A 22,040-nucleotide genomic window follows, 5' to 3' on the forward strand; every position below is an offset into this window, starting at 1 on the left:
GTATTCTGTCGTTTGACACATAAATTGGCTCAGACACAGCTTTGGGGATAAACTCATCAATATATCTGGAGAGCCACGAGTGAGGCGGTGTGCTGGGTGGTTCGTGTTTCTCACAAAAGTGAGAAAAGGAGAACCACACCGGAATGGAGACGCCTCAGTTCTTCCCATTGGGCGAGGGATTGGAACTGATCCAGATGGAGCAGCAAGAAGATCAGCTCGTGCTCCACGTGACCGCGACCTTACCGAGTGCGTTGTGCCCACTGTGTCAGCAGCCCGCCACCCGCCTGCATAGTCGCTATCGTCGAGTGGTGAAAGATCTGCCCTGCGCGGGACAACGTGTCCGATTGATCCTGTATGTGCGCAAGTTCTTTTGTGACGCCGCCGACTGTGTGCGCAAGATGTTTGCCGAGCGGCTACTGCATCTGGTCGCTCCGTGGGCCCAGATGACTACTCGATTGAACGAGGCCCTGCAAACCATCGGGTTGGCGACGTGCGGCAAACTCGGCGCGCGACTGGCTGCGCATCTGGGAATCACTACCTCCTGGATGACGATTGTGCGCCGGATCATGGCGCTGCCCACGCCGCAGGCAGAGCACGTGGAGTGTCTTGGTCTAGACGATTTCGCTTTTCGGCGCGGGAGAACCTTTGGGACAATCGTCGTTAACCTGGATGCTCATCAGATCATCGACATCTTGCCAGATCGGCGGGCCGAAACCGCTGCCACATGGATGGCGGCTCATCCTGAAATTACCCATGTGAGCCGCGACCGAGGGGCAGAGTACGCCAGTGCAGCTTCGACCGGTGCCCCACAGGCGATTCAGGTTGCTGACCGCTTTCATGTCTGCGAGAATTTGTCAGATGCGGTACAACGGCTCTTCGCACGCGTTCTCTCTGAGATGAAAGCCGCAAGTCGACAAGCAGAAGGAAAGATACCAGTTCAGGAAGAGGTACCTGTCGCTGTGCAAGAGTGGCGTCCAGATCCAGGAAAACAGGTTGCGCGGACCATCGCCATCCGCCGCGCCGAGCGAGATGCGCGTTATCAGCAGGCCAGGCGCTTACGCGAACAAGGGCTTGCAATCAAAGAGATTGCCTACCAGCTCGGTGTCAGCGAACGAACAGTGCGACATTGGTTCGAGCGGGGCGTGGCCCCTGATACTAGACCCCGGCGCAAGCGGCAGAGCGACTTTGACCCCTACACTCCTTACGTGCTCAAACGCTGGCAGGGCGGGGAACGCAACGGCACCCGCCTCTGGGAAGAGATCATGGCGCAAGGCTATCCCGGTTCACAGCGGATGGTGTATCGTTTCTTGAAAACGCTCAAAGCGACGGAGGTAAATACGCCAGGGGGAACGTCTCAAGTGCTCCACTATACCTCAACCGCCGCCGTATGTCTCTTCATGCAGCATCCAGACAACCTGGATGAAGACGAGCGAGTGGACCTGGCGGCCCTTCGCCAGGTCCATCCCGATCTGGAGATGGCGTACCACTTGACCCAGGACTTTCTCCAGATGCTCCGCAAGCGAGAGGGGGAGCGCCTGGATACCTGGCTAACTCAGGTGCAAGAGAGTCAGCTCTCCGAACTACACAGCTTTGCTCATGGTGTAGAACAGGATAAAGCCGCTGTGCAAGCCGGATTAACTCTGCCTATCAATAACGGTCAGGTCGAGGGCCATGTGACGAGGGTGAAGCTCGTTAAGCGCATGATGTATGGCAAGGCTGGGTTTGCCCTCTTGCGCCAACGGGTGCTGCACCGCATCTAGCTGCACCTTGCCCGTGCACTGCTCTCTACCATAAATCCCCTTCACGCCACTCTGCGGTAATCGTTGTGGAAACATCGAGAGACGGCGTTTTCGCAGTACGAAGGATCATCACGTCCTCATCCGGAGTAGCTATCAGTGTCTCGACTGTACGAATCGCCTTTGGCCCACGCCACCTCTCCCAACCGAGACGTTGATAGAAACCGATATGTTCGTGGGCGGCACACAGCCCTCCTAACGCATAGTCTTGGATTTCCGTCGCCACTCGTTGCATCACAGTACTTCCGATCCCTCTGCCCTGAAAGGCGGGAACAGTTGCTACTGCCTCGACATAGGCGGTTTGTAAAAGTGGTAGCCCATCTAGCTGAAGCCAACGCGTCACCCAGCAAGCATGGCTCGCCGGCTTGTTTTCCCAGTATGCGAGGAGATGCAGAGCGTCAGGGAACTGGGCGAGCACAGTTGTGAAATCCTCTCCATACGCCTGGGTGCAGACATCAATGATGATTTGTTGCTCGCTTGTTGAAAGATCGTGGGCGGAACGCAAGGTAAGCTGAAGTGACATAGAATCTCCTCCTGAGAAGAGAATATCTGAGCATCTTTTCCTTTACAAAAACGTTGAAGGATACAAAAGGTGCAAAGATGTAAGGAGGAGCACGAGGACGCACACACAGCGCAGCATATGTACACTCATGGGTAATGGAGAAGAGAAAAGGATAAAACCAGAAGTTTCCTTGAAGAGAGATCAGATCCCAACAGCGTCAATAGAACATGCTTGCACGGCTCCTATCTGTATACTACTAGGCTCTTCCACAAAAGGATACCATCCAACTAGGCTCTCATCAAGCCTTTATCAGGAAGAGCCATCATCAAAGCAGGGCATCTGGTTTGTCCATCTTCCCGAAAGAAAGGCACATATCTTCCAGCAAGCCGTTTAAAGGATCAGCTTATCCCCAAAGCTGTGTCAGAGCCTGCTTCGTTTTGAAAATACGGCCAGGAATATTTATGCAAGAAATGCAAGGCGTGGTCTTCCCTGTATTCGGGCTTTACAGGCCGATCTAGAGAAATCTCTGGAACAGTTATCTGGGTTCTTGGACACATTCAGTGTGCCTCTCAGATGCGCTCAGTGGAGAGAAGGAGTCATGTGATACTCTTCTGCCTCAGAAAGGATAGATGGAAGAGGTATCACAGCGAGCGATTACTCCAGGAGATGCTCAAGTGCCATTCTGTTTTCTCTTAGCGCCAATTCATTAGCTAGGGGATCAGGATTACCGAGAGTCGCTTGATGTGCCAGACGCCAGGCGAAGAACTTTGCCAATTGCGCATAGCGCAAGGCCTGATAGTATTTCAGCCCTTCCAACTCTTGGGGCTCAATCGGGGCTTTAGCCAGATAGCTCTGCAAGAAATAGTCAGTTTGAGCCTGGCTGAACGAGAAAAGCTCTGTTGCAAGAGCCACATCGAACAGAAGCGGTCCCCAGCCAATCGTTCCCCAATCAATCAGACCCACCCGATGCGTTTCTCGGTCATAGAGCACTTGCAAGCTATCTCCATACAGTGTTCCGTAAGTGACCTGGGTGCGTTTTTCAAAGGCTTCTACAGCCTCAACTGCTTGTTGGAGTAGCATAGGCAAGCCAATCTGAGCATTCACCTCCACCGCTTCTTCTTTCAGATAGGCAAAGAGGCGGTCACCGCTTTGTGGTCTGAACTGTTCACGAAGCAGAATGGTATGGATGCGCCCCAGCAGGGAACCTGCGAGGTACGCGCTTGCTGGCTGCTCAACGTCTAGGGATTCTCCTGGAACAAAATGCAGCAGGGCTAAAGGATGAAAGAGGGTCGGTGGTCCCTCAAGCATGACGGTTCGTTCCCCTGCCACGGTTCGCAGCGGTGCGCCACTCGCAATACCAGCACATTCGACGATCTCAGCAGCTTGCAGCCCAGCCTCGAAGGCCTCCTGGGCCTCATAGGCAAATTTGGCCACGAGGCGTCCTTGGCTGGTATCCACATACCAGACATCCCCTGTAAACCCTCCGCGAATGCGGGTGAGCGTCAATAGCTGGGGAAGCGACCAGGCAGTCAGAGCCGAAACCAGAGCTGCATCCGGCAAAGTAAAGTGCATGTTGCTTTCCTTTCCGTTCGACTCAAGGACCTCCATGAGCCTGTTCCTTCACAAAAACGTTCTTCTCCCTAACGAGCAGCACACCGAATGTGTCCAAGAACCGTTATCTGATTGGAAAACGAATTTTATTCTGAGAATCCACAACTACCAGATACATCATTCCTTGATTACGCTTATTACACGCAACGGTCACTTTCCCGCGCAGAATATCAGGAATACGAGGCAGCACATGTTTCCCTCGATCAGATGCTTTTTCAACATGTGAATCTTAATAAAACGCTCTTCAAAAAAGTTCAGGTGCTCGATAGTCGCTTCTCCGTCTGTGACCTTGCCAACGCCCAGTGGACCGAGGCCAGTATGAGTCGCGTTGGAACTGATCGGTTGCCATCTGATTGGCTGGCAATGTGGTGAAGCACAGTTCCAGGATGTTCCCTTTAAAGACTGCCATGCGGGCTTTTCCCAATTCGCCTACTCACGCTTCAAGGCGGTACGCTTCGAGAACTGCGATTTGAGTGAGGTCAACTTCATGGAGGTCGATCTTTCAGGAACAATGTTCGTCGATTGCGATCTCCGCAATGCGGACCTCACAGGAACGAGGCTCACAGGTGTCGATCTACGTGGTTCGCAGATCGATGGTGCACGCGTGGGCCCACGTGAGCTCAAAGGTGCGATCATCGATCCAAATCAGGCGCTCGCTATCGTCCGAGGACTGGGTATTACGGTCAAAACTACTGATGAGGGCTAAAGCAAGCGCAACGATTTCAATACATTCAGAAATCTGCGTCGGCCTATTCCCTTTCCGATTTATAATGCAATGGAAAGAATAGAAGCATAAGCAGAAACAAAAAATACCTCTTCACATAAATTCTGCGCCTTAGTCTCAGAGAACAGTATTATCAGGAGATTTTTGTATGTCAATTACGATCACCGTCAACAACGAATCGCTGCAAGGGGAAATTCAACCACCCTTGCAGCTTGAGATATTTGAAGAACGCTGTACGCTCCGCGAGATTATTCGTAGCCGCATCTATCAGGATGTCACCGAATACAACGCCCGCAAGCGTGCCCGACAGCTCTGCCTGATCCCACCATCACCCGACCAGAACCACAGTGAAGCAGTAACAGAGAACCAGCCTCAGCTCGATTGGCAATTACTATATGAGCAAGCCATCAAAGCCTTCGGGAAAAGAAGCTACATTGTGATCGTCGATACCAGACAGGTAACACAGCTCGACAGCCCGATCCTGCTCACGCCGGAGAGCAGCGTCACCTTCTTCAAACTTGTACCACTGGTGGGGGGCTAACAACGATGATCAATGAACAGGAATTGGAAACGCTTCAACAGATCCTCACAGAATACGATAAGGCTCATCGTACCAGCAAAGCCAGCCAGCAGTGTCCGCGCATCATCGAAAAAATCGATGACAATCAATATAGCCACCTCATCCAGGTAATACTGAACGATATCCAGAGAGTCCTCTATAAACATCGGCTGGAACCCTACAAGATACGCGATGATAAAACGTTTGCTTCAGACCTCTCTCTTCTCAGTGCGATCAGCGAACGAGGCGTGCCATACCAGCAGGAAGACCTGCAAGCCATCCTCTCCCTTGTGAACGACGTGTTCCAATCGTTTCTCGCGGTGGAATATCACTCAGATAGTGCACGGACCCCGTTCTTGCACCTGCTGAGCAGCTTTGTACCGGCATTGCAGCAACCAGAGATTCTCAACTATTGTCGCAGCGAATGCGAAACACTCTATACCTATGTGTATCGCTGGGGCACCTTTGAACCATTCCACGAATCCTACCAGCTTCGACAACAGCTCGAAGCGCTGCTCTTTGGGGACGACGCACCCGGCCTTATCTTCCAATTACGCAGATATGCCAGCGGGGATGCACCCGATAGCGACGAGCAAGCCAAAGTCTTACTCACTATACTCCACCAGGAGCTACGCGGACTGAGGCTCTACAAATATGACCACCCTGTATTTGCGTTGCTCAGACAAGCCAGCCCGCCCGTCAAAAAGAGTATGATTCTCCTTGCCTTACAGGAAGGTATAGGTATTCAATCGGATGAGATTACATATAATAACCGGGAGATAGTAGCCGCGCTCATCACAGATGATCTCCCCTGGACCGATGCAGATATTCAGCGCATCCTGAACATCCTTGCGCACGGTGGAGAACTCGGCAATGGCCGCAGAGGTGGCATCGTTCTACTGCAATACGCGCTCACTATCCTTAAAGCATCAGGCAAATCTTTCCGTAACCAGCCAGAGCTGCTAACACTTGAAGCTCGTCTGGCACAGGAAAAAATGAGCTATATGCAAGACAAAATCTACGCATTGAGACAGTCCATTACAGCGATGTCCTCTCCCGGCAATTCACATGGACTCGCCGCGCTCCTTCATGCCTATCAAGAAAACCAGATGCCAGATGCAGAACAGGTGGACACGTTTCTTGCCGCCTACCAGCGCGAGTTCGGAGAGCACATACCGCCTCTGGATCATCCTCTCTTGCAGCAGATGAGGGATACCCTCAGCGATTCGCTTAAAGCGCGTGTCATCAGCACCACAATCCAGAGTAGAAGTCTCTTAGAGCGAGATATGAATCTCGTCACAGTTCTCTCCTCTACACCCCTCACCTGTAGTAGAGAAGATGTTCGTGCGATCCTGCACAGCTGCGTGACATTTTATAGCAACCAGAATCTACGCAATCTGCATAACTATCCCCATAGCTTGACGTTCGATGAACGAGGTCGTTTCTTGCAATGGGCGATCAGCATCACGGCAGTTCTGCACGCCATCGCACCCGCCATCAAACAGCCTGCTATCCACGAATATGTACAGGAAGAGCTCCATACACTCTACGCCTGGTCGCAAGAAGCAGATTACACAGACTACTTCTTGAATGGAAGCCAGGAGACATACGCGTTGTACCTCTTAATCGCGGACCTGTGCTACGCCGGGAATCCTCCCGGCCTTGCTCCGCTGCTACGCGACGATGCCGAAAAGGCCGAGTCATCAGCAGAAGAGCACGCACGTGCCATCCTGGTCGCCTATCATCAGGAGATGCGAGACGGCCTGGTCAACAGGCCATATGTGGTTGAATTTATCAGTCAACAGGCCAGCGAGCAGATCAAAGCTCACCTGATCAAGGAAGCATTGCTCGATGGCTATACATCCACTCTGAACCCTCCAGACTCTTATTCCAATCACCACCCCGTACACTACAAGCAAAACGTTCTGCTTATCCAGGCTATCTTTACCTACGATCTGCCCTATACCTACGAGGATATCTATGGTATCCTGGTGGGCATCGCAAAGCTATTCGGGCTGGATGAAAGTTATTATCGAACATTTCAATACGGCCCACAAAATATACGGCTCTTCGACCTGTTTAAAACCTTCGTTCCTGTGCTCAAGCCGTCAGAGTTAGAACGTCTTTGTCAGGACGAGTTAGCACCTCTCTATGAACACCTCTCGCAAGTCCGCTGGCATAGCGCACAGATAGAGGAAAATCAAATGCGCCTTCTGATCCGCCACCTCCTCTTCCCACAAAGCGCGGGTCCATTGAGAGATCTTCTCCAGGACAACACCAGACACTTTACCAGCGATAGTGAGCTCCTCATACTGCTGGCAGCATATCATGAGGAGTTTGGAGCGGGCACCCCGGATATAGACGCCGAGCTTACACGCCTGATTCAGCAACGACTCGGCGCACAGAGCATCGTGCGTCTCCTGCGCCTGAGCGCGGAAGAGACACACAACATCCAACCCGGCTCTGAATCCGAGCGGAGAGAGGGAAACACCTACCAGGTAGAGCAGGATCTCTGCCTGATAGGAACCTTGCTCAACAACCAGCTGCCCTTCGTCCCTGAAGACATTCATATGCTCCTGCATGATCTCCTGGGAATACGTTACGCGACCCATACCCTCAGGCCATACGTGCAAGAACTGGAGCCATTCCTGCGGCAACCGGACGTGCTGGCACAGTGTCGCGCCGAGATCAAGTGGTTAGTCAACCAGACGAAAAATTCCCTCTCCGATCCGGATACCCGTCGCTTCCATCTCCTGCTCCGCGATCTGCTCTCCGAACGGGGACAACAGTTCAGCTATCCTTTGCTGCCCGATCGCTGGGGTACCGCTATTCTTGACGAACTGACGGACCTCACGCCAGAGCAACGTGATCCCTGGCTCGCGATCCTGAACCTGTGTGCCAGTGCTAAGGGAACGGCCCCTACAGACAAATGGCAGCAGCAGGCCTACACACTCACGGAAGCCATAGAGCCAGAGCAACTCACATCCACCGTACGGCGCTGGATCGACCTTTTCTGCACCCAGAAGGAAGGCCGCATGGATGGCGATAACTCTGACATCTTGCGTGGGCTGATCTGGCTCTGTCGCGGAAATAGCGATCGTGGACTGGCTGCGACCCTGGCCGATGCCGCTATTGAGGGCTATCGCAAGCTCCCGGGTGAGGGACCGCGCTGCCCCAAAGTGGGAGATGCTGGCATCTTCACGCTCGCGACCATGCCCGGCAAGGACGCGATCAGTCAACTAGAACGCATCCGCAGAAATGTTAAACAGCCTTCCTATCAGGAAAAAATCGGCAAGGCACTGGATGGCGTTGCCAGACGTGAGAAGATGAGTCGTGAAGACCTGGAAGAATTGATGCTCCCAACCTTCGATCTGCACGATGGTCAGCTTCAGATCACTGTTGGCGATTGGACTGTACAGCTAGACGCAGGAGGAAGAAAAGTAGAGCCGCTCTGGTTTGATGCCAGCGGTCAGCCGCAAACGAAACTCCCAACCGCATTCAAGCGTGAGCACAAAGATGAGATCAAGTCCGTCGATCGTCTGGCGGACGATATGCAACACTTGATCAGCTCACAACGGGGCCGATTAGAGCGCCTGTACCTGAATCCGCGACACTGGTCACTGGAGGACTGGCGTGAACGTTACCTGGAGCATCCATTGGTCAGCGTGCTGGCTCGACGACTCATCTGGCAGATCAGTTCTGGTGCACACAACTGGCGCGTCATCTGGCAACATGGGCAACTGGTCAACGCGCAGGGCCAGCCCTGTGAGCTGCCTACCCAGAGTGAGGTTACTCTCTGGCATCCCCTCATGAGTGAGCCCCAGGAGGCGCAGCTCTGGCAACTCTGGTTGGAGGAACAACAGATCACACAGCCCTTCAAGCAAGCGCACCGTGAAATCTATCCCATTACGGACGCAGAGCAGGACACATACGACTACTCGCGCCGTTTTGCGGACCACATTATCCAGCAGCACCAACTCAATGCTCTGGCCCGTGCTCGTGACTGGCAATTCTCCCTGCACAGCAATTTTTCTGGCTCGATCCAGGATGATCCGGCTTATATAGATATCCCATCGGCGGGAATACGTGCCGAATTCACGCTCGGCAATCTATACCAGGATCAAGAGATCCCACGCCACCTTTTGACCAGGAAGGTACGCTTTCAGCCCATCACCAGCCCTTTTCACAACCAGCAGTTCAAGCCACTGGAAGAGATTCCCCCCATTGTCTTTTCAGAGATAATGCGCGACGTGGATCTCTTTGTCAGCGTCACCAGCGTAGGCACTGATATCTATGGTCATGATGATGGAGATTCATTACTGGCAGAGTACTGGCAATCCTATAACCAGGAGACGCCTTCCCTGCAAATTGAAGCAAGAAGGCAGATCCTGGAACGCTTGTTGCCGCGTCTGGCAATCAGCGAACGATGTTCACTGGAAGAACGCTTTCTCACCGTGCGCGGTGACTTGCATACCTATCGTATCCATCTCATTTCTGGCAATATCTTCATGCAACCGGGGGACCAGTATCTATGTATCGTCTTTGGAGGAAAGATGCATAAGACGGAGAAAGAGCGCTTCTTCTTGCCTTTCGAAGGCGATCCTTTGCTATCGCTCATACTCTCCAAGGCATTCTTGCTGGCGGAGGATAGCAAAATTAAGGATAAAACAATCCTCAGCCAGATTCGCCGTTGATTCCGGTATTCCATCCCGGTTCTGTAGGGGAGGAATTCGGGAGGAGACAAGCTCCTCCCCTACAGAACAGAGGGAGCAACAAGATCGCGCGAGTATGGGGACAGACGGAGCGCAAATTGAAACGCCTGGCAGAGTAACTCATATTGCGGTAGCACATCCGGTCCACAACTGGCGGACCCCATACCGTGCTGACGATAGTCCAGATGCCAGATCAGCCGTCCACTATCACTTAATTCATAGGTGTGCATAGGGTATTGTCAACTTGCTGAGTGGCTCCAATTTCTGATAGACTCAGATACATGAAAACACAAGCACCTGCATCCCTCTACAAAGGCTTTCGCTTCCCGGCTGAGATAATTGGCCATTGCATCTGGTTGTACTTCCGCTTCTCGCTTCCGTTTCCGTGATGTCGAAGAGATGATGGCAGAGCGTGGGGTCGTGTTGACCTACGAAACGGTTGGGCACCGATGTGTGAATTTGTCAAGAAGAAAACAGAAAGATCTTCATTATCCTTAATCTGACTTCCTTCGCCAAAAAAACGATCATGCGGATGCTTACCACGCGAGGAAATACGTTCGTCTGGTTTGCTCTTGACGTGGCATAAAAAAGAGGTTGTTGGATCCGAGCCTTGCCCATCAGATGAGAAGGATCAAACTGCCTATCCAGATGGATGAAATGAGGCTGATCCACCATCATCAGCCTCAGTGGTCAACCCAAGTTGCTGGAGATAGTGCTGCAACAAGCGTGCTCGTGTTCCAGGTGCACGATGTTTTCCTGGGGTGACGCCCGTCCGAGAAATCCATGCTAGCAACTTGCGACTCACCACCTGGGCATCAGCATGCCGATCTGCCTGCTCGTACGTAAGAATGTGCCAGAGAGCTACCAGCAGTTTCCGAGCGATCGCCACAATCGCTTTTTGCCTGCCGATGCGGTTCGCCAGTCGCTCAAACCGCGCTTTCCAGTCGCGATGGTGCTCAACCGCCATCCACGCGGCTTCTACCAATGCCGCTCGCAAATCGCGGCGTCCCTCTTTCGTCATCCTCCCTCCTCGATGTGTCTGGCCTGACTCATGGATGCTGGCTGCGAGCCCAGCGTAACTGACAACATGCCGAGCTGTAGGAAACCGATGAATATCGCCAATGGCTGCCAGAACCGTCATGGCATTGAGCACGGCAAACCCAGGGAGCTGAAGTAATAAGGGCATGCTCTTCACCCAGGGATCCTGGATGCTGAACGCATGGATTTGGGCATCGGCTTCGCCAATGAGGGTTTGCAGGGTCTGGAGAAGACGTCGATCCTGTTGCATCTACAAGGTTTCTGCTAGGGTCAAGGGCAGCTGGTCCCACCAGGCATCATCTGTAACAGTCGTAAGGAACCGCTGGTGTTCGGGCTGTTTCAGATTATGGCGTTGAAGCAAACCGTGCAGTCGATTGAATGCCTGCGTCCGCTGAGAGACGAGTCGTCGGCGGTGGGAAAGCAGGGTTCGTATCTCCCGCACGTTGTGCGGAGGAACCCAGACCGATGGGACCAGACGGGCAGCCAGGAGTTGCGCCAGTTTGAGCGTGTCGCGCGCATCGGTCTTGATGCGCGCGGAGGCAAGCAATTTGACCGTTGACGAATGAGCGACGGTTACACTGGTCACCAAAGGTGTAAGGCGATCATACATCTCCCAGGCGTTCGTGCTTGCTTCCAAGACGACCGCATCGGATGGAAACAGGTGTTCGCCAGGCCCATGCCCAGAACGCCTCAAAGCCGAAACGGCGTGGTGCCAGCACAACGTTCTGGTGGCCATCAACAGCTCCGGCAACCAGATACGTGCGGTGGAGATCCAGGGCGACAAAACGCGTCACCCCGGCGAATCAGAAACGGAAAGCATGGAAAGTTCCCTTCTTTTGAAAAAAACACAGTCTCAACAAAGCCATTATGAGGCACGTGTTTGTGGGCAAGAGATGAGCATTCACCGATACGAGCTCTGAAGTCTTCTCCAGTCTCAGTTGAGAGATCCGGGTGGGCAACCAAACAATGGTACGAGTTCCTACGTCTCATGCCGAAACCTCGGTTGGCCCAAACACCACATTCCCCAGAGGCGTTCCCACCTTCTCTACAGAAGGAGGATACCACCCACGTGCCTTCACCACAACATTCTAACAATGGTGTTCGAAATTCGGCCAGATGCACGCCAATGAATTGAAACGTCGTCGCGGCAAAACTGGCGACAAATGGTATCTTGATGAGGTCTTTCTCAAAATCAATGGGAAACCCCACTATCTCTGGCGAGCGGTGGACCAGGAGGGCACCGTGCTTGATATCCTGGTCCAAAGTCGGCGGAATAAGAATGCTGCCAAGGTGCGCCGTTTTGGCGCGTATCAGATTTCCCTCTGAGAGGGATGAGGTTGAGAGGAGATGACCTTAAGGACACCTGACCAACCTGGCGGGGAAACCCAAAGGGGAAAGCAGCATGTCACGGAAAGCGGTTAAACAGGAAGGTATGTACTGTGATGCACCGCAAGTCCTGTACGCATGGTGAAACCTGAATTGGCTGAACCCTAGTTTCCAGTGGTCTAAGCGTTGGCTCATCACACCATATCTGAAGTGATGTCATCGGAACACGCATATATTCTTGGCATATGCGCAACCCTCTCTCCGATGAACGACCAGAAGTGATCTGGTTCAAGGAAACGAACGGGGCACCTACACGTACTCAACGTTTGATACGCGTAAATGCGGGATCGTCTACGGGTGCGAGCCTATGACGACGGAGTTTCCATAGTACTCAACCGCTCAGGGTAACGCCTGAGACACGGGGAAGGGAAACAGGGAAATGCACTGAACCCAATCGCAAGACGAGGCCGTGAGATGCGTAAGTCCAAGTCGATATTCGATTGTCAAGGTGCAGGAACTGGAGAGCCGGGTGCTGTGAAAGCAGCAAGCCCTGGTTCGGGAAGGGGCGGATGAAAACGTACCGCAAGGCAACGCGTCAGCCGCCTACTTCACAAGTTCTTCCGCAAGCTGCTCAAGGGGCTGCAATACGTCCCACGAGTGATCATTACCGACAAACTGGCCAGTTATGCTGCGGCGAAGAGGGAGATCATGCCCTGCGTTGAGCACCATCAACACAAGGGCTTAAATAATCGGGCGGAACGTTCGCATCAACCAACCAGACAACGCGAGCGTTCAAATCACCGGGCCATGCCCAACGCTTTCTTTCCGCGTTTGGCCCGATTTTGGATCACTTTCGGCCCAAACGCCATCTTCTCCACGCCTCGGTCTACTGTGCTCTCATGCAGGAGCGCTTTCAGGTCTGGAACGAGGTCGCCAGAGGGAAAGCAACTGCCTCACAGCACATCATCCTCTCCAATCCTCCGCTTCTTTCCTCCTTTCCCTTTCTCCTCCCCAAAAGCTCTTCTGCTCTCTCGCCAAGTTGACAATACCCGAACTTTTATCGCCGACATTCTGAGCACGCGTCTCCAGGAGCTAGTGGGAGCACTCACCCATCAGCAAATTGCTGAGAAGAGCGTCTTCGCAAATGGTTTTCTCCCGAATCTCATCAGCGCGCAGTTCATCGAAGCCATTGTCTGGTGGCTTGAGCAGGAACGACCGTATTCATCCAGGCAGATCGCCACGTACTCCTATCACTTGATGAGATCAGCACTCAGAGAGGCAGGGACATGGGAGGAATGAAAAGCAACGACAAACAATCTCATGGCCTGACAGGGTGGTTCTCAAGTGGCGCAAAACGTACGTACAATCTATATGAATTGTCATACTTCACCGGGAATCCGCCACAATTTGTTTCTTGTCGCCGTTCTCGTGGTCGAAGCAACAGCCCGAAATGGACGCCATTTTATGCTTACAAAATGAGCCGTTGCATTTTTCTGAAAAGCATCAAAGAGATGAGATGAAATTGCATCGCCATATTATGAGAGAGAAGTTTTTCAGAAAAATCGTCCCAATACACTCTTCAAGCCAATCGTCGGCAAATTATCTGAGAGAAACGCGCCAATTTACCTGAGAAATGACACGAGTGTCCACATAACTTGAGAATTTTTCGCGTATGGTTCTGGCCTCAGCCATTACTCCTACACAAACCCAATGGGGCTACCTTTCCGTCTTAGCTGAGGCCATCCACCGCTACGGCACTCCAGAAGCGCTGGTCACAGACGGGGGCGGTCAGTTTTACAGTGCCCAAGCTCTTCAACTGTATGATATGTTAGGCATTCGTAAGGAGAGGATTGACCCAGGAGAACCCTGGCAAAATTATGCAGAAAACGTTACTTGCGGTACAAATGAGATTAGCGGATTTCGCATTTGCGAAAGCGCGTACCTGGTTGGAAATCCAGCAGGCGCACCGGACCTGGTGGGTCAACTACAACATCGAGCATCCCTCTGCCCACCGGGAGCGCCAGGACGGGCGCCATAGCCCTGCGGCGGTACTCCGTGGCGTGCTGGGCCGAACGGTCCCTGAAGAGGTCCTCTCGCGCGCGCTGTACGCCACACAGTTTACCCGCCAGATTGATCGGCATGGGTTTGTGAGATTTAAGCACTGGAAGTTTTACGGCGAGCGCGGATTAAGCGGGGAGAACGTCTCGGTTTGGGTCTACGAAGGCAATCTGAAGGTGGAATATCAGGCCACGGCGCTTGCTCTGTACGAACTAGGTGTTGAGAAAAAGACGGGGGAGATTACCACAGTGAAGAATTCACGGCGCTTGGAAACGCACTTCCATAGCCCTCAAATGGACCTCTGGCAGATCTCGGACACAGAATGGCTGTTGGCGCTACGCAGGCCAGAGCCGGTTGCGCGTCCGAAGCCAGGCAAGGTCGTGGTCTTGGCAGAGCAACTCATCTTGCCTGAGTTTGGCGCGACTAGGTAGCTCGTGCAGAAACAAAAAGCATATTTGAAAATGTTCTCAGACGAGTATCCCATGACGGCAAGTAACACTAGTAGCTACGCATAATTGTCTATGAGATAATAAATCTCATGAAAAACCTTATTATCGTAGGCGGCACCATGGGCGTTGGCAAAACTGCCACCTGCCGCGAACTGCAGAAAATACTTCCACGGAACGTATTTCTTGATGGCGACTGGTGCTGGGATATGCACCCATTTGTGGTGACAGACGAAACAATAGCGATGGTGGAGGGTAACATCACTCATCTGCTCAATAGCTTCCTGGCTTGTTCGGAGTTTGAGAACATTATTTTTTGTTGGGTGCTTCATGAGCAAAAGATACTAGACAATCTCATTGCCAAACTCAACCTCGATAACTATACAACATATAGTTTTTCGCTTGTTAGCAACAAACAGGCTTTATCCGAAAGGCTGAACCGTGACATATCAGCAGGAAAACGCGAGCGTGACATCATAGAGCGTAGCACGGCTCGGATACCACTATATGATGAGCTTGATACCGTTAAGATTGACGTAAGTACCATCTCGCCAGCAGACGCGGCACAGCGCATTACAGAGCACATGGCAGACGTTCAGGCCAATCTTGCAAACAAAAAGTAGAAAGTTATACCCAATAGTCCCGGTGACAATTATGCTCTGACGTGCCACTACTTACTTGCTGTCACGGTATACTCGCCTGTTCTCATTTCCGCAAGTCTAGTATACACCTTTTGCGTTTGATGCACATCGGTCTTTTGGGCGATGTGTTTTTCAGCCGAGCTTTGGTATTCTTGAGAACAGGCGAAGAAGCAATGGATTACCATTTGTATTTGCGGGAGAAGAGAAATGCATCAGGTATCGTTCCCTCATGGACCAGAAGAGCTTACTCCTGAATGGTTTACTGCCATCTTTCCTCTGAAAGAGCTGGAGAAAGAGACAAAAACACCCCCCTGTGGGTCAAGTGACCCAAGAGAACCTCATCCGCAAGCTCGTATGCTGGAAGCAGGATTAAGCGATCTGAGTAGGGGTCAGCGTCACCTGATATCCCAACCGTTCAAGCTGCCTGGTTGCCCGTCGCTCAGCATGCTTGCGATCTAATTCCGAAAAGTAGTTTGCTCCTCTTTCCTGATAGGGCTCACCAGTCGTGAGCATGTGATAGTAGATGACCAGAATGCTGTGAGCCACCGCCACGACAGCACGTTTGTTGCCACGACGAGCAGCAATCTGATGATACTGTGCCGAGAGATAGCTGTGCTTGGTTCGAGCGGCGGCATTGGCGGCTTGAACCAGCATCGCTTTAATCCAGCGATTGCCTTTGCGAATGCGTCCACTTTTGCGTTTGCCTCCACTCTCGTTATTGCCAGGACAAATGCCCACCCAGGAGGCGAGGTGAGCGGCATCCGGAAAAGGAGACACATCCGAGCCTATCTCAGCCAGGAGAACTTCGATGATTCGACGGCTACATCCAGGAATAGCATCGAGCCGCTGAATCAACGCCTCCTGAGGGCGCAAGCGCTCCTCAATCTCCCTGTCCAGGCGCGAAATTCCCCGATCATGTCGCTCGATCAGGGAGAGCAGTTCCTGCAAGAGGAGGCGGTGATGGTCCCTCAGGCGTCCACGCAGCGCTTGTGCCAGCGCGTCACGTTTGCTCATCGCACGTCCCAGAGCCAGATCTGCTAACACGGCTGGATCTTCCTCTCCGCGAAGGAGAGCCGAGAGAATCTGCTGTCCTGATTTCCCCATGATATCCGTCAACACGGACGAGAGCTTCAGATTGGTATCTTCCAGCGTTTTGTGGAGCCGATTCACCAGCCGGGTTCGCTCGGCGATCAGAGTTGTGCGCAGACGGGTCAGATCACGAAGCTCTCGTTGTTGGGGTGACGGGATAAAGCTGGGTTTGAGGAGCCCAAACTGCAAGAGTTCGGCGATCCACTCCGCATCCTTTTTATCGGTTTTGCGACCTGGAACGCGTTTGAGATGTTCGGCATTGACAATCATGACCTGCTCAAAGTGCCCTTCCATGAGGTTGAAAGGGGACTTCCAATACACCCCGGTTGACTCCATCGCGATGGCCTGGCACCGCGCTGTTTTCAGCCAGTCAACGCACGAGAGTAATTCACTCGTCATCGTCGAAAAGCGCCGCAGCTCTTTGTGTTGCTGTCCTTTCTCATCGACAGCGAGCAAACATGCCACCAGAAATTGTTTGTGGACATCAATCCCGCAACAGCTTCGATACAGGACTTCCATCAGGGTTCCTCCTTCTGATACGCTGTGGTCAATGGTTAGCGATCAGCGACCAGGAAGTACCCGGCCTGTGAGGTTAGATTCCTCTACGTGCTTCTGGAAAAGAGCGACAACTGGCGGTGCAAACGGGTACCTGGAGACAGCTTCGGGCTCACGCTCATGTTCATAACTGGGCGTCCGTTCTCACCTGGCCGCGATCTCTCCAGTATATCCTCTTTCATCCCTGGTGGTGTCCCGGCACGGGGCATGCTGCTTCGGGCAAACGCTCTTCTCATCTCTGAAGCAGTAATCCAGCATGGCGAACGTTACAGGGATTTGAGGTGATGAACATGCTACGGAAAGGACAACTGCGTGACGTGGCAAAAGGGGATGTAAGAGGGCAGATGGCCTTGGTTGCCAGGCTCTTTGAAGTGGTTGCTTAAATAGAACAAAGAGAGACCTCTCTGCTCATTTGGTTTTCTTCACCATTCTTGCAACACAACCCGTCGATGAAACCTCTATCAAAGTCTGCGGAAAGTGGTGCTATCTCTATCGGGCGATTGATGCTGATAGCAATCTGGTTGACTCGAGGCTGAGTGAGAAGCGAGATATGGATGCAGCAAAACAGTTCTTTCAGCAAGCTCTCGCGGTAGTTGGCCGTGCTCCAGAATCTGTTACCACAGATGGGCATCGTTCTTATCCACGCGCCGTACGTGAAACCATGGGAAATGAGGTGACGCATCGGACGAATAAATATCTCAACCATCGCATAGAACAAGATCATCGTGGCATGAAACAACGCTACTCCCCCATGCGTGGCTTTGGGAACGTTGCGTCAGCAGCTCGTTTCTGTCATACTTTTGACGAATTGCGCCAGTATTTCCGTCCCCGCCACATGGAAAAAGAAACGCTGCCACTGATGCAACAGCGGCAACTCTTCTGTGAGCGACTTTTGGCTTTACAAGAGCTGATGGGTGCCGTCTCATAGTTCTACCGATGGGATTTGAGAGACATTATACCCTGCTGGCTGTTGAGTTCTCAGTTCTGACACTACCCTTAGGCGCAAAAATCTGAGGGACACCCTTTGTTTCCGGGTGCAGCAAGTTTTTTTGCGTCGACCCCATCCTGATCACGAGAGCACGATCGGCCCCAGTGTTTCCAGTGCTTCATCGCTTGCAGTTGACGGTAGGCCTGGCAGTGACACCAATCAAAACAGTACTCCTTGGTTCGATGTCTCTTGAACCGCACCAACGACGCTCCGCATGGGCACTTGTAGGTCTGTGAGTATGTGTATCTAGTCATTGAACCAAAGAGATGTGTAGCCTTCTTTGCGTTCAACCCGATATTTACCCGCTTCGAGGTCATCGGCAAAGTTGGAAAGGAGATCGTACCAGCTAGAAGCATAGAAGGAAAAACCATTCTGGGCAAAATATTCAATGACCATGCCATAGGTATTGTGGATGGGATCCGTATCGAAACAGAGTATCCTTTCGTCGAGATGGTTCAGAAAAGGGATAAGCTGACGATCATAGCCTTCTTCGATCCAGATGTTGTCTCCTTGCTGAGGAGAGAGTGATACACGCCAGTTCTCCTCTGGTTCCTCAAACTCAGGATCGAGATCGGTAGGCTCATCAGGATACTGCTCTTCGACTGGTGGCGCATGAAAGGACCACCTGTCGACCATATCTTTGAGCGAATACAAAGCGAAGAACACGTCGATGAAATGAAGATCCTTGCTGCCATTGTGAATACGATAGGATTCTTTGATCTCTTCGGGAAAAGTGATGTTCAAAAGCGCTTCGGTCTGCTGAATTTCTTCTTCACGCGCACCAGGTTGTAAGAAACTGGTCAACTCCGGAGCATGGATGTTGAGCCAGTCTTCAATGCGCTTCCAGATAGTTTGCATAGTACCTGCCTCTGTTTCTAGAGATATTCTGTGCAGGCCTGAAAAACGTGGAAGAGAGGTGGAGAGATCTGATGCGATCTTCTACGTACTGCGCACGGGCTGTCCGTGGCGCTACCTCCCAGCCAACTTTCCACCGTGGCAGACGGTCTTCTACCATTTCCGGCGTTTGCGCCTCAAAGGGACCTGGGCGCTCTTGCTGCGGGCGTTGCACCGGGCTGAACGCGAACGGCAAGGAAGGCATCCTGACCCAAGTGCGGCCAGCATGGATTCGCCATCCGCGTGAAAACAGTCGAGGAGTCGTCTGGGATCTGTGGCTACGATGCCCACAAACACATCAAAGGGCGGAAACGGCATCTTCTCGTGGATACGCTGGGCATCCCCATTTCCATCTACGTGACCCCTGCCGATACGCACGATACCAAGGGAGCCCGTGGTCTACTCGCAGGGCTCAAGTTTTTCGTGCCCCGTCTAAAAAAGATCTGGGCCGATGCGGCCTATCGCGGGCAGGAGTTGGCTGAATGGTGTCAAGCCACAGGGGAGTGGGAGCTAGAGGTCGTGGAACGCCCACCTGGCACACGCGGCTTCAGCGTGGTGCCCAAGCGATGGGTGGTAGAGCGAACATTGAGTTGGATCTCCCGTAACAGGAGAATGAGCAAAGACTACGAGCGCAAAGTGCAAACCAGCGAAACACTGATCCAGGTGACAATGATTCGCCTACTCCTTGCTCGTTTGGGGCGCAAGAACGAACCAGCTCCCAAACACCCCATTAGGGCGTAAACCGTTTCCAGTGGCCTTCGGAGATAACTTCCACTGCTCCATCAATCACTTTGATAGCAGTCTGATCATCGATCAAGTAGGACGGTACCGGCATGCCCGCGGCCCATTTTTCAGCATTGGCCATGGAATTGTCTGGCATCTCTGGGTGATCCAGGTGCGGAAACATCGCAAAATCAACCAGTCCCAGTGTTCTATCGCCACCGGTGGGCGGCTTCCACCCGACGAAGTCCTCCCCGATGCTGGGGGCCATCACCATGCTCCCGGCGCTCAGCCCCACCCAGACCGTCTCGGGAAGCTGGGGCAAGAGGTCCGCTAGCCCGGACTGCCGCATCCAGTGGCACAGATACAGCGCATCGCCGCCGTTCACCAGCAGGACGTCTGCCCCCCGGACCCAGGGGACCCAGCGCTCTTCACCGATGCTGGGCAGCGCGGTGAGCTCCAGCACTCCCAAGGACTTCCAACCCAGCTCGCACATGGGTGTGGAGGACTGACCGGTAATGAAACGCCATGCCCCACCAGGACTGCCCATGGGGTGCCCGTACCCCGCAGTGGGGATGCAGAGGGCGCTGGACTCGGCAATGGGTTTGCCCAGCAGATCAATCAGAGCGTTACGAATGCTGTCGTTTTTGATGCCAGCAGAGGTGAGAAGCAATTTCATAATGGTTTCCTTTCCAATCCATGAAGAGCGCGACGCGTCTTTTCCGCTCATGCTCTTTGAGACTGAAGCAGAACGACCCCAGAACGTCACGACTCCGTTTCTCCTAGGTTGAGTCGTCTGCTCGCGCGCTCGCAGTCTTGCGCGACATCCGGTCTTCCGCTCCCCAATTGCATGCAAGACATTCTCCCATCAAACCTGCGCAAAAACTTCTCCGATCTTGCTCTTTTGGTCATGCAGCATGACCGCCGCGCATTCCAAAACACGGTCTCAGATTTGATCAAACGCCCTCATGCGGTTGGAGGCGCACCACCGAGAAGAATCAAGCTTGACTTCTCTCCAACAGAGATATTAACCACGCCTCAACATATTAAGCGGCTCCTCGACACTGCCGAACCCAGAGATATTGATCTGCGTACCTGGGCAAGGCTCGCTATGGCAGCCGCGACGCTCTCGGCCTCTGACCTCCCACAAGGGCCATCGACGTACCCATTGAGCTTGTATCGAGCAATCGCCTTGATCTGGGTAACCTCCGCTCGTCGTCCTAATGAGATTGTTCGCTTACGATTCGACTGTGTTCGGGCAGATATTGAACCGGGGTTCCTTGGCGAAAGCGAAATAGCACTCGAATATCTGAATATCCTCGCCTTCGAGAGCAAGCCTGAACAGCGTGAGGAAGAGACAAAAGCTCCATTGTCGCATTATCTGCATATCCCTTCGGGGAAAAACCGGGGGGCTTTCTATATCTGGATACCTGATTATGTTGTCACTGCCATTGATGCTTGGAAGCGCGAAAGGCCTCAAAACCAGGACAAATTGTATGATCCTAAGGATCGAGAGTTTGTTGATTTTCTGTTTTGCTACAAAAACGTCCGCGTCGCACGAGAGTTTATCAATCTTTCTCTTATTCCTGCTCTTTGTGCGAAAGCTGGCGTCGAGATGGAGCATGCCAAAGGGAGGATCACCGGCCACCGGGGACGAAGTACGCGACTGACGCTGTTGCGCAGTCGCGGCGTGAGTCTGGATGACTTGGCAGAATACGCTGGACATGCGAATACTCAAACCATCCGTCGTTATGCGCGGCAAAACCCGTTGCAGCTCCATCGAATCATTCGCGATGCGGACGATGTGAGCAGGGTCATCGAAGGCGTGGTAGACCTGGAAGCGGCAGAGCAAGGGATAGCGGCCCTGCGCTGGTTCATTGGCTACGACGCTGACGGAGAGCCGATGTACTGTGCCAACCAGGCATACTTTACTTGCCCGCATCGGCTCGACTGTGTGCATTGCGGCATGTTCATCGGAGGAGAGAAGGCCAGGCTCTTGCATGAGGGCGAGGCTACGCTACCTGTCACGTCAAAAGCGCCCATGACACCCATTGAAAAATGCGTGGTGAACGGTGATCCAACTGGGGCAGAGACTTGTCGTGCCGCATTACAGCAAGTCCCAGCACCGGAGACTCCAGATCTCGCCCTCATTTTCAACCCCGAAGGGCTGTCTAATGCGGAGTTGGAAAAGCTTGCGCGGATGGGAACACACGAGGGCATTGGACAAGCTCCAGCGGGCGCTTCTCGCACATCAGGCACGCCTTGCAGAAGTTCAGCGATCCAAGACTGGCCGCAACGCCCTGGTTGGTGCGCAGAAAAAACGCATCAGTTTGTTGGAGGTACTTATTGGAGACTGTGAGCATCGTTTATATGGGCAGGCT

General features: G+C 52.9%; 16 protein-coding genes and 6 pseudogenes. 14 read left to right on the top strand and 8 right to left on the bottom strand.

Annotated features, from left to right (window positions below):
- Positions 1–143: 143 nt before the first annotated feature.
- A complete protein-coding gene (locus JMJ04_RS32740; RefSeq protein ID WP_201374613.1) occupies positions 144–1,760 on the top strand; it encodes an ISL3 family transposase in 1,617 nt (538 codons plus the stop codon).
- A 25-nt stretch (positions 1,761–1,785) separates the two neighbouring features.
- Here the strand turns inward: JMJ04_RS32740 and JMJ04_RS32745 are convergent, their stop codons facing one another.
- Both JMJ04_RS32745 and JMJ04_RS32750 read right to left on the bottom strand, forming a co-directional pair.
- Complete coding sequence (locus tag JMJ04_RS32745; RefSeq protein WP_201374614.1) at positions 1,786–2,319, bottom strand: GNAT family N-acetyltransferase; 534 nt, start codon at positions 2,317–2,319, stop codon at positions 1,786–1,788.
- A 633-nt stretch (positions 2,320–2,952) separates the two neighbouring features.
- A complete protein-coding gene (locus JMJ04_RS32750; RefSeq protein ID WP_201374615.1) occupies positions 2,953–3,870 on the bottom strand; it encodes a phosphotransferase enzyme family protein in 918 nt (305 codons plus the stop codon).
- Between the two features lie 367 nt (positions 3,871–4,237).
- Between JMJ04_RS32750 and JMJ04_RS32755 the strand changes: the two genes are divergently transcribed.
- From JMJ04_RS32755 to JMJ04_RS32765, 3 genes are all read left to right on the top strand, one after another.
- Positions 4,238–4,615: a pentapeptide repeat-containing protein gene (locus JMJ04_RS32755; RefSeq protein ID WP_201374616.1), complete on the top strand. Its 378-nt coding sequence runs from the start codon at positions 4,238–4,240 to the stop codon at positions 4,613–4,615.
- Between the two features lie 166 nt (positions 4,616–4,781).
- A complete protein-coding gene (locus JMJ04_RS32760) occupies positions 4,782–5,174 on the top strand; it encodes a hypothetical protein (protein ID WP_201374617.1) in 393 nt (130 codons plus the stop codon).
- A 5-nt stretch (positions 5,175–5,179) separates the two neighbouring features.
- Positions 5,180–9,886 (top strand): DUF4132 domain-containing protein, encoded by a 4,707-nt coding sequence (locus JMJ04_RS32765; RefSeq protein WP_201374618.1) that lies wholly within the window; start codon positions 5,180–5,182, stop codon positions 9,884–9,886.
- A gap of 59 nt (positions 9,887–9,945) precedes the next feature.
- On the opposite strand, the gene JMJ04_RS32770 is transcribed toward JMJ04_RS32765, so the two are convergent.
- Positions 9,946–10,134: a beta-galactosidase small subunit-related protein gene (locus JMJ04_RS32770; protein WP_201374619.1), complete on the bottom strand. Its 189-nt coding sequence runs from the start codon at positions 10,132–10,134 to the stop codon at positions 9,946–9,948.
- A gap of 51 nt (positions 10,135–10,185) precedes the next feature.
- On the opposite strand from JMJ04_RS32770, the pseudogene JMJ04_RS47285 reads away from it, so the two are divergent.
- A pseudogene (locus tag JMJ04_RS47285) lies at positions 10,186–10,345 on the top strand (IS6 family transposase); the annotation flags it as partial.
- A 199-nt stretch (positions 10,346–10,544) separates the two neighbouring features.
- Here the strand turns inward: JMJ04_RS47285 and JMJ04_RS32775 are convergent.
- Both JMJ04_RS32775 and JMJ04_RS32780 read right to left on the bottom strand, forming a co-directional pair.
- A complete protein-coding gene (locus tag JMJ04_RS32775; protein WP_201374620.1) occupies positions 10,545–11,192 on the bottom strand; it encodes a transposase in 648 nt (215 codons plus the stop codon).
- Positions 11,193–11,726 (bottom strand): IS110 family transposase, encoded by a 534-nt coding sequence (locus tag JMJ04_RS32780; RefSeq protein ID WP_201374621.1) that lies wholly within the window; start codon positions 11,724–11,726, stop codon positions 11,193–11,195. It lies immediately after the preceding gene.
- A 308-nt stretch (positions 11,727–12,034) separates the two neighbouring features.
- Between JMJ04_RS32780 and JMJ04_RS32785 the strand changes: the two are divergent.
- The 5 genes and pseudogenes from JMJ04_RS32785 to JMJ04_RS32810 all read left to right on the top strand — a co-directional run.
- A pseudogene (locus JMJ04_RS32785) lies at positions 12,035–12,232 on the top strand (DDE-type integrase/transposase/recombinase); the annotation flags it as partial.
- Positions 12,233–12,880: 648 nt separating this feature from the next.
- A pseudogene (locus tag JMJ04_RS32790) lies at positions 12,881–13,221 on the top strand (DDE-type integrase/transposase/recombinase); the annotation flags it as partial.
- Positions 13,222–13,363: 142 nt separating this feature from the next.
- Positions 13,364–13,567 (top strand): hypothetical protein, encoded by a 204-nt coding sequence (locus JMJ04_RS32795; RefSeq protein WP_201374622.1) that lies wholly within the window; start codon positions 13,364–13,366, stop codon positions 13,565–13,567.
- A 551-nt stretch (positions 13,568–14,118) separates the two neighbouring features.
- A complete protein-coding gene (locus JMJ04_RS32805; RefSeq protein WP_236038707.1) occupies positions 14,119–14,757 on the top strand; it encodes a hypothetical protein in 639 nt (212 codons plus the stop codon).
- Positions 14,758–14,864: 107 nt separating this feature from the next.
- The gene (locus JMJ04_RS32810) at positions 14,865–15,395 is read left to right on the top strand and encodes an AAA family ATPase (protein WP_007920348.1); all 531 of its coding nucleotides are present in this window, start codon (positions 14,865–14,867) and stop codon (positions 15,393–15,395) included.
- A 387-nt stretch (positions 15,396–15,782) separates the two neighbouring features.
- Here JMJ04_RS32810 and JMJ04_RS32815 read toward each other — a convergent pair whose 3' ends face one another.
- Positions 15,783–17,021 carry an IS110 family RNA-guided transposase gene (locus JMJ04_RS32815; RefSeq protein WP_201371172.1) on the bottom strand — a complete coding sequence of 413 codons (1,239 nt, stop codon included), beginning with the start codon at positions 17,019–17,021 and terminating at the stop codon, positions 15,783–15,785.
- Between the two features lie 290 nt (positions 17,022–17,311).
- Between JMJ04_RS32815 and JMJ04_RS32820 the strand changes: the two are divergent.
- Both JMJ04_RS32820 and JMJ04_RS32825 read left to right on the top strand, forming a co-directional pair.
- Positions 17,312–17,440: pseudogene (locus JMJ04_RS32820) on the top strand (IS6 family transposase); the annotation flags it as partial.
- Positions 17,441–17,502: 62 nt separating this feature from the next.
- Positions 17,503–17,985, top strand: a pseudogene (locus tag JMJ04_RS32825) (IS6 family transposase); the annotation flags it as partial.
- A 306-nt stretch (positions 17,986–18,291) separates the two neighbouring features.
- On the opposite strand, the gene JMJ04_RS32830 reads toward JMJ04_RS32825, so the two are convergent.
- On the bottom strand, positions 18,292–18,903 hold the full coding sequence (locus tag JMJ04_RS32830; protein WP_201374626.1) for an SMI1/KNR4 family protein: 612 nt from the start codon (positions 18,901–18,903) through the stop codon (positions 18,292–18,294).
- Between the two features lie 70 nt (positions 18,904–18,973).
- Here JMJ04_RS32830 and JMJ04_RS32835 point away from each other — a divergent pair.
- Positions 18,974–19,680: pseudogene (locus JMJ04_RS32835) on the top strand (IS5 family transposase); the annotation flags it as partial.
- On the opposite strand, the gene JMJ04_RS32840 reads toward JMJ04_RS32835, so the two are convergent.
- The gene (locus tag JMJ04_RS32840; protein ID WP_201374627.1) at positions 19,670–20,338 is read right to left on the bottom strand and encodes a Type 1 glutamine amidotransferase-like domain-containing protein; all 669 of its coding nucleotides are present in this window, start codon (positions 20,336–20,338) and stop codon (positions 19,670–19,672) included. The pseudogene JMJ04_RS32835 and the gene JMJ04_RS32840 overlap by 11 nt on opposite strands.
- Before the next feature lie 273 nt (positions 20,339–20,611).
- On the opposite strand from JMJ04_RS32840, the gene JMJ04_RS32845 reads away from it, so the two are divergent.
- Positions 20,612–22,018, top strand: a complete 1,407-nt coding sequence (locus JMJ04_RS32845) for a site-specific integrase (RefSeq protein ID WP_201374628.1) — start codon at positions 20,612–20,614, stop codon at positions 22,016–22,018.
- Positions 22,019–22,040 lie beyond the last annotated feature (22 nt).

It is taken from the genome of Ktedonobacter robiniae, from assembly GCF_016587375.1.
GTDB lineage: Bacteria > Chloroflexota > Ktedonobacteria > Ktedonobacterales > Ktedonobacteraceae > Ktedonobacter > Ktedonobacter robiniae.

Excerpts from the sequence above, each read along its gene's own strand:
- JMJ04_RS32740 (WP_201374613.1), top strand. The coding sequence starts at position 144 with ATGGAGACGCCTCAGTTCTTCCCATTGGGCGAGGGATTGGAACTGATC.
- JMJ04_RS32745 (WP_201374614.1), bottom strand. The coding sequence starts at position 2,319 with ATGTCACTTCAGCTTACCTTGCGTTCCGCCCACGATCTTTCAACAAGC.
- JMJ04_RS32750 (WP_201374615.1), bottom strand. The coding sequence starts at position 3,870 with ATGCACTTTACTTTGCCGGATGCAGCTCTGGTTTCGGCTCTGACTGCC.
- JMJ04_RS32760 (WP_201374617.1), top strand. The coding sequence starts at position 4,782 with ATGTCAATTACGATCACCGTCAACAACGAATCGCTGCAAGGGGAAATT.
- JMJ04_RS32765 (WP_201374618.1), top strand. The coding sequence starts at position 5,180 with ATGATCAATGAACAGGAATTGGAAACGCTTCAACAGATCCTCACAGAA.
- JMJ04_RS32770 (WP_201374619.1), bottom strand. The coding sequence starts at position 10,134 with ATGCACACCTATGAATTAAGTGATAGTGGACGGCTGATCTGGCATCTG.
- JMJ04_RS32775 (WP_201374620.1), bottom strand. The coding sequence starts at position 11,192 with ATGCAACAGGATCGACGTCTTCTCCAGACCCTGCAAACCCTCATTGGC.
- JMJ04_RS32810 (WP_007920348.1), top strand. The coding sequence starts at position 14,865 with ATGAAAAACCTTATTATCGTAGGCGGCACCATGGGCGTTGGCAAAACT.
- JMJ04_RS32815 (WP_201371172.1), bottom strand. The coding sequence starts at position 17,021 with ATGGAAGTCCTGTATCGAAGCTGTTGCGGGATTGATGTCCACAAACAA.
- JMJ04_RS32830 (WP_201374626.1), bottom strand. The coding sequence starts at position 18,903 with ATGCAAACTATCTGGAAGCGCATTGAAGACTGGCTCAACATCCATGCT.
- JMJ04_RS32840 (WP_201374627.1), bottom strand. The coding sequence starts at position 20,338 with ATGAAATTGCTTCTCACCTCTGCTGGCATCAAAAACGACAGCATTCGT.